At 33.6% G+C, this 6,000-nt stretch carries 7 protein-coding genes; 4 read left to right on the top strand and 3 right to left on the bottom strand.

The features are described 5' to 3' along the window. Positions 1-288: 288 nt before the first annotated feature. Entirely contained in the window at positions 289-630 is a 342-nt protein-coding gene (locus AO843_RS13515) for a hypothetical protein (protein WP_054611619.1), read from the bottom strand. 33 nt (positions 631-663) lie between these two features. Then, on the bottom strand, positions 664-1,269 hold the full coding sequence (locus AO843_RS13520; RefSeq protein ID WP_054611620.1) for a DUF4879 domain-containing protein: 606 nt from the start codon (positions 1,267-1,269) through the stop codon (positions 664-666). Between the two features lie 729 nt (positions 1,270-1,998). Here AO843_RS13520 and AO843_RS13525 point away from each other — a divergent pair. After that, the gene (locus AO843_RS13525) at positions 1,999-2,520 is read left to right on the top strand and encodes a dihydrofolate reductase family protein (protein ID WP_054611621.1); all 522 of its coding nucleotides are present in this window, start codon (positions 1,999-2,001) and stop codon (positions 2,518-2,520) included. A gap of 260 nt (positions 2,521-2,780) precedes the next feature. On the opposite strand, the gene AO843_RS13530 is transcribed toward AO843_RS13525, so the two are convergent. After that, the gene (locus AO843_RS13530) at positions 2,781-4,208 is read right to left on the bottom strand and encodes an MDR family MFS transporter (RefSeq protein WP_054611622.1); all 1,428 of its coding nucleotides are present in this window, start codon (positions 4,206-4,208) and stop codon (positions 2,781-2,783) included. Between the two features lie 156 nt (positions 4,209-4,364). Between AO843_RS13530 and AO843_RS13535 the strand changes: the two genes are divergently transcribed. The 3 genes from AO843_RS13535 to AO843_RS25155 all read left to right on the top strand — a co-directional run bounded on the left by AO843_RS13535 (position 4,365) and on the right by AO843_RS25155 (position 5,542). Then, on the top strand, positions 4,365-4,922 hold the full coding sequence (locus AO843_RS13535; protein WP_054611623.1) for a TetR/AcrR family transcriptional regulator: 558 nt from the start codon (positions 4,365-4,367) through the stop codon (positions 4,920-4,922). A gap of 87 nt (positions 4,923-5,009) precedes the next feature. Next, entirely contained in the window at positions 5,010-5,312 is a 303-nt protein-coding gene (locus tag AO843_RS25150; RefSeq protein WP_231630148.1) for a glutamine amidotransferase-related protein, read from the top strand. 71 nt (positions 5,313-5,383) lie between these two features. Then, positions 5,384-5,542, top strand: a complete 159-nt coding sequence (locus AO843_RS25155; RefSeq protein ID WP_231630149.1) for a CTP synthase — start codon at positions 5,384-5,386, stop codon at positions 5,540-5,542. Positions 5,543-6,000 lie beyond the last annotated feature (458 nt).

Raw genomic sequence — 6,000 nt, forward strand, 5'->3', positions numbered from 1 at the left:
TAATAATATTGTCTAATAAGCTAAAGGGGGCTTTACTTCGAAAAGAAGCAGAGCCTTTTTCTTATTAAACGAAGGGCTTTAGTTCAATAGCGATCTTCAACAATCGGGCGCTTTAGTTGAATATTTGATTTCTGAAATGATCAATCTTTATTACAGAAAACGTATACAGAAAGGAAAAATAGCCCCTATTTTGATCAATATTTGTTCAAAATAGGTACAAAACAATTGAAAAAAGCATTAACAAGAAAGGAAAAATCCTTATGTTAATGCCTTTTATTTTCACTTAGCTTAAATGGATCTATTATATGCATTCATTGTCGAAGTATATTGGAATATTTTAGGGTTGACTAGTCCCTCACGTAAATCCATCATCCCTAATTGTCCCATTCTATTCAGTAAAGGAATCAACCAACTACCACTTGGAGCACCTTGTAACACTTTAATTTGATCAGATGATAACTTTGAAACTTTACTTTGATCAATCGGTTCTTTTGCATTTTCTATTGTTTCTTTAAAAGCTTTCGTATCAACTTTATACATATTTTCGCCAACTTGTTCAGTAAAACCTTTATATCCGTAAGCTCCTCGAAGGATAGCTAACTTTATACTCATATCTTCCATAGAAACCATTTTAAATACACCGCCCTTCAATAGATTCCTAAATTATAAATGTGGAATATTTATCGTTCTTTCAATGGTATTCCAAGGGGAATTTTGTGAAGTAGATCTAAACTTATATAATGCAGAAGTTCCACTTGAGATTTTTAAGTCTGAATTAAATGTTACTGTATGATAAAACGCATCTATAATTTTGTCATTATTAAAATCTACAGTAGCTTCATTAATTTTATAATCACGATTTTGATAAGTAATACGCTCATCACCTAACCATTGATTGTCATTTCCATAACCAACTTCCATAACCCCTATTAATACGGTACCCGAAACTGCATGAGAAGTTTGCTGCAAGCCAATATCCTCGGAATATTCATTGATTGTTCCAACTTGGGATATTACTTGGTCAATATAAACAGATGTTAATGGTGGTGCTGGACCTCTTAGAACTGGACTATTATTTACTTCTTCTTTAATTTTAGCAGCCTCATCTGAAGTTACTAATGTAATTGTCCAACCAGGATGTTTTGTTTTTAGATTTTCAATTAATGGATTTACTTCAATCATATCTTTTTCTACTTCTGAAGCTTCAGCTGTATTTAGCCCCAAAAAGCCACTTGTTAAAATTCCAACAGCTAGTAAATATTTCTTCATATGTAACATCTCCCTTTTACATTATTTGTAACACACGATAATTATCGGATAAAAAATAGAATACTTAACAATATTTAACAAAATTTATAATTGTTTATTAAATGATTTTATTATCACTACAGAAATGTTCAATTTAAGTAGACTCTATTTGGTAATGTATGAAGTTGTTCATTTAAAGGAGTCGATACATAATGAACTTTGGTTATGCGAGGGTTAGTGCTGTTGATTAAAATTTTGATCGCCAACTAAAAGGGCTTGAAGCTTTTGGATGTGAAAAAATATACACTGAAAAAAGTCAGGGAAGATTTTTTGTTCCGTGTATCGTGAAATGAGATCAAAAATGCGTTTTGGTGATGTGTTAGTGATACATGATTTAAGTTGGTTTGGCCGTAAGAAATATGAAAATCTTAAAATAATAAAGTTGTTTATTCAACAAACGGGCGCTTTTCCTTAATAAGGAAAGGCGTCTTATTCATGGAAAGGGCCATATTATTGAATAACAACCTTTTATGATATGTTACCTGTCGTATTAAAATAAAGTTTGATAAGAATTCTATTAGTGCATAAGAATTGCTAACCAACTTAGGAAATTGTGATTGAGGGAATTTAATGAAAAAAATATTCTCTTTTTTATTAAAACATGACAATACTTGTCATGTTTTATGTTTAGAATAGTTTTGTACCTTAATTAATAAGGGAAGTATATAAGATAGAAGGAGAGATTAAAGTATGTCACGTGAAGTAGTTTTATACATTGCCACAAGCTTAGATGGATTTATTGCAAAGGAAGATAATGACTTACAATGGTTAACTGAGACAGAAGGAGAGGGTGATGCAGGATATGCAGAAATGTATCAATCAATAGATACAACAATCATGGGGAAAAAGACTTATGATTATATAATGAAAAACTCAGAATCATTTCCTTATCCTGAAAAAAAATGTTACGTATTTAGCAATTCTGAAAAAGATTCAAATGAATATGTTGAATTTGTCAATGAAGACGTAGTAGAATTTACGCGAAAGTTAAAGGAACAAGAGGGTTCTAAAATATGGATGGTTGGTGGAGCAGGTATACTTGATGCTTTTATAAAGGAAAATTTAGTTGACGAATATATTATTACTGTCACACCTCATATACTTGGCTCAGGTATTCCGTTGTTTAAAGAAAACAATCCACAAATAGATTTAATTTTAATTGATACAAAACGGTACGGTCAGTTTGTACAAATGCATTATAAAGTGAAGTAGGATAAGGAATAGCGAAACAATTGTTTTATTTAAGGGAATAGAACCAATTTAGGACAACTTTGCTGGTGAGTGAAGTTGTCCTTTTACATTTATTTAAAATGACAAGGGTTACAGATTAAAATGGTATGACTATTAGGACTGTGGATTGCTGTAATAAAAACGATTTCCATATTGAAGATGGGGAGAAATAGAGAATAAGATTTATCCTTTATTTTTAGAGACTGCTTTGATATTTCTCAAAGCAGTCCTTGAAAAAGAGTTCAATTCACTTGTTTTTCTTTTTTATTTTTTCTAAGAAACAGAGACAGTACTACAGCAATGATAGAAATTACAAAGCCTAATATGAACGTGTCGCTATACCCTGCAACAGATGCAGATAATTGTTGTTCTACATCATTTTGATCAGCAGACTGCGCAAAATGACTACGGGAGCGTGAAGACATGGTAGCGATAAACAAAGATGTGCCAATCGCTCCAGCAACTTGCTGCAACGTACTAAAAATGGCAGATCCATGTGGATAGTATTCCGACGAAATTTGATTCAGACCATATGTTTGGACGGGAACAAGAACGAGCGCCACTCCTAGCATTAGCAAGCAATGAGTTAAGGTTATTTGCAAGGTCGTCGATTCAAGTGTGAATTTGGTAAAGAGATACATCGCAATACTGACAATTAACAGACCCGGAATAATAATGATTCTAGCGCCAAATCTATCAAATAGTTTTCCTGTAATAGGCGACATTAATCCGTTGACGACACTTCCAGGCAACATAGTGAGACCTGACTGAAAAGCGGTCACTAGTAACACGCTTTGCATAAACATTGGTAGTAAGGTAGTCGTTGCAAACATCGACATCATCACAACAATTAAAAGCATAATTGAGAGTGAGAACATAGGGAATTTGAATGTACGTAATTCCAAAATTGGGTTTGAAATACGCAGTTGGCGAACGATGAATATAATTAATGCTAGACTACCAATAACAATTGGCCAATAAACTCGCGAGTCAGACCAACCACCATTACCTGTAGCACTAAAACCATACACCACACCGCCAAAACCTAATGTGGATAAAATAATGGAAAGAATATCAACTTTGGGTTTTGTGAGTTCTGTTACATTGGCAAGATAATAATAACCAATAATAACGGAGATCAGTATAATTGGAATAACGATATAGAATAGCCAGCGCCAATCCAATGTCTCAACAATAACGCCTGAAAGGGTAGGTCCGATAGCAGGAGCAAATGTAAATATTAAAAAGAGCACACCCATAATGGAACCTCTTTTTTCAGCAGGATAAATCATTAACAGCGTATTCATCAGTAGTGGGATGATTAATCCCGTACCAATGGCTTGTACAATTCGGGCAACTAATAGCAGCATAAAAGTAGGTGCCAATGCAGCGATAATTGTACCAATTAAAAAGGTAATCATTGAAATAAAAAATAGTTGTCTTGTAGTAAACCATTGTTGAATTAAAGCTGTTACAGGAATAAGTGCGCCAACAACGAGCAGATAAGCCGCGGTTAGCCATTGAATTGTAGTTGCCTCGACCTGGAATTCATTCATTAGCACAGGCAAGGCATTCCCTAGCAATGTTTCGTTTAATGTTGCTACAAATGCTCCCATCATAAGTGCAACCATGATGGGTGTTCGTTTTACATTTTGCAAATTTAAGTTCATGTAGTGTTCATTCCTTTCGTACAAATGTTGTGATGCTTTTTCAATTATAGAAATATTTTTCATAGTGAAATATATTCAATCTTTCTACTTTGGGTAGTTAGGAGACAAAACTGAATAAATGTTGGAGAAATTATTTAAAAAAGAAGGTGGATGGGGATGGATTTGAGAAAACGACGCTCCATGCAATTGTTATGGAAAGCAATGTTTGATCTTATGACAGTAAAAAAGATGTTATTTTCTAAATTGACAGTCGATCAAATTTGCGAAAAGGCAATGGTTCATCGTTCTACGTTTTATAAGCATTTTGATGACAAATTTAGATTGCTAGAGTACGGACTAAATGAAATTATGGAGGGATATTGGGATATTCCACTGGAAAAAAGAATTTTACAGCCATTTTTTTGGTCTAGTGAATTTTTTGAAGACTCCCTATCCAATAAGCTAGTTCATGCACAACGAGGTGATGAACTTTTCTTTGACTGTATGACAACTTACTCTATGCGAATACTGAAAAAGGACTCATTAAAATTTATCCAAAATTCCAAAACCATTGATATTCCGGATGATTTGTTAGCTGAATTTCATGTCGCTACAATGGTTGCTTTAAGTGAATGGTGGCGTAAAAATCCGAATCTAGTAAGCTTAGAACAACTAGATGAATATTTTCATACATTAGTGAATGTCAGTATTTTTGATGTTAAAGAAAAGGAATAGAATTGTAGGTTGCTTTATCAGCATGGTGGGAAGATTCAGTGTGTGACACAACAGCATCCAGCCTGGAATTATTAATACAGAGATGCAATGTTTCAAGCACTTTGGTCAGTTCCTACTAGACCTTATAAGAGTATGCAAGGTGCATTAAATGGTATTCGATTTGAACGAGAACATAAGGTACCCTTTCTAGGAACATGTGGAGGTTTTCAGCATATGATTATTGAGTTTGCTAGGAATGTTTTGGAATTTTCAGAAGCAGATCCTGCTGAGGAGAATCCTACTTCCTCATTATTGTTGGTCGCTCCTCTTACTTGTTCGGTGAGTGAAAAAACGCATACTTTTACACTTACACAAGGCTCAAAATTTGCGGATATGTATGATAATTTTTAGATTGTTGAACAGTATGGAATTTGTAATTATGGTTTAAATCCTGAGTTTGATCCTTTGAAGAGAATGCAGGTATGAGAATTACAGGGGTTGATACTGATGGAGAAACTCGTATTTTGGAACTAATTAATCATCCTTTCTTTATTGGGACGCTTTTTCAGCCTGAACGTTCAGCATTAAAAAATGTTGTTCACCCGTTAATTAGAGCATTTATTCAAAAAGCCATTCTATAATATTTATTTTTTCTTCAATTAAGTCTTTGAAACGATCTTCAGCAATTGGGCGTTTTCCTTGAATAAAGAAAGGGTCTTTTTCTGTTAAAGGGCCATTTAATTGAATAACACTTCTAAATTAAAAATAGGATTTCATGTTAATTTTGATGAGAGTTTGTGAAACAATGTACTTAAGCTAACGGGGCAGGTTAGTTGAACAAGCAGGTGTCTTGGGAAAATAAAGTATTAGACTGAAAAATAAAGTTGTAGACTGAGAAAATATAGCACTAGACTGGGAACGGCATTAAGCTAACGAGCAGGATTGCAAAAAATAAGACGAAATCCTCTTTTACATCATGTATCAATATTTAGTAAAATTGGCACATGAATATAGAAGGGAGCAAGCTGAATGATTGACATGCAGTATATAAACGATCTTGAGGCAGAGATGGATGTAATGAAGCTTGTAGGTAATTATA

Source organism: Lysinibacillus sp. ZYM-1, assembly GCF_001308875.1.
Taxonomy (GTDB): Bacteria; Bacillota; Bacilli; order Bacillales_A; family Planococcaceae; genus Lysinibacillus.

Bases quoted from the DNA above. Each gene is read 5' to 3' on its own strand.
- AO843_RS13515 (WP_054611619.1), bottom strand. From the start codon at position 630: ATGGTTTCTATGGAAGATATGAGTATAAAGTTAGCTATCCTTCGAGGA.
- AO843_RS13520 (WP_054611620.1), bottom strand. From the start codon at position 1,269: ATGAAGAAATATTTACTAGCTGTTGGAATTTTAACAAGTGGCTTTTTG.
- AO843_RS13525 (WP_054611621.1), top strand. From the start codon at position 1,999: ATGTCACGTGAAGTAGTTTTATACATTGCCACAAGCTTAGATGGATTT.
- AO843_RS13530 (WP_054611622.1), bottom strand. From the start codon at position 4,208: ATGAACTTAAATTTGCAAAATGTAAAACGAACACCCATCATGGTTGCA.
- AO843_RS13535 (WP_054611623.1), top strand. From the start codon at position 4,365: ATGGATTTGAGAAAACGACGCTCCATGCAATTGTTATGGAAAGCAATG.
- AO843_RS25150 (WP_231630148.1), top strand. From the start codon at position 5,010: ATGTTTCAAGCACTTTGGTCAGTTCCTACTAGACCTTATAAGAGTATG.
- AO843_RS25155 (WP_231630149.1), top strand. From the start codon at position 5,384: ATGAGAATTACAGGGGTTGATACTGATGGAGAAACTCGTATTTTGGAA.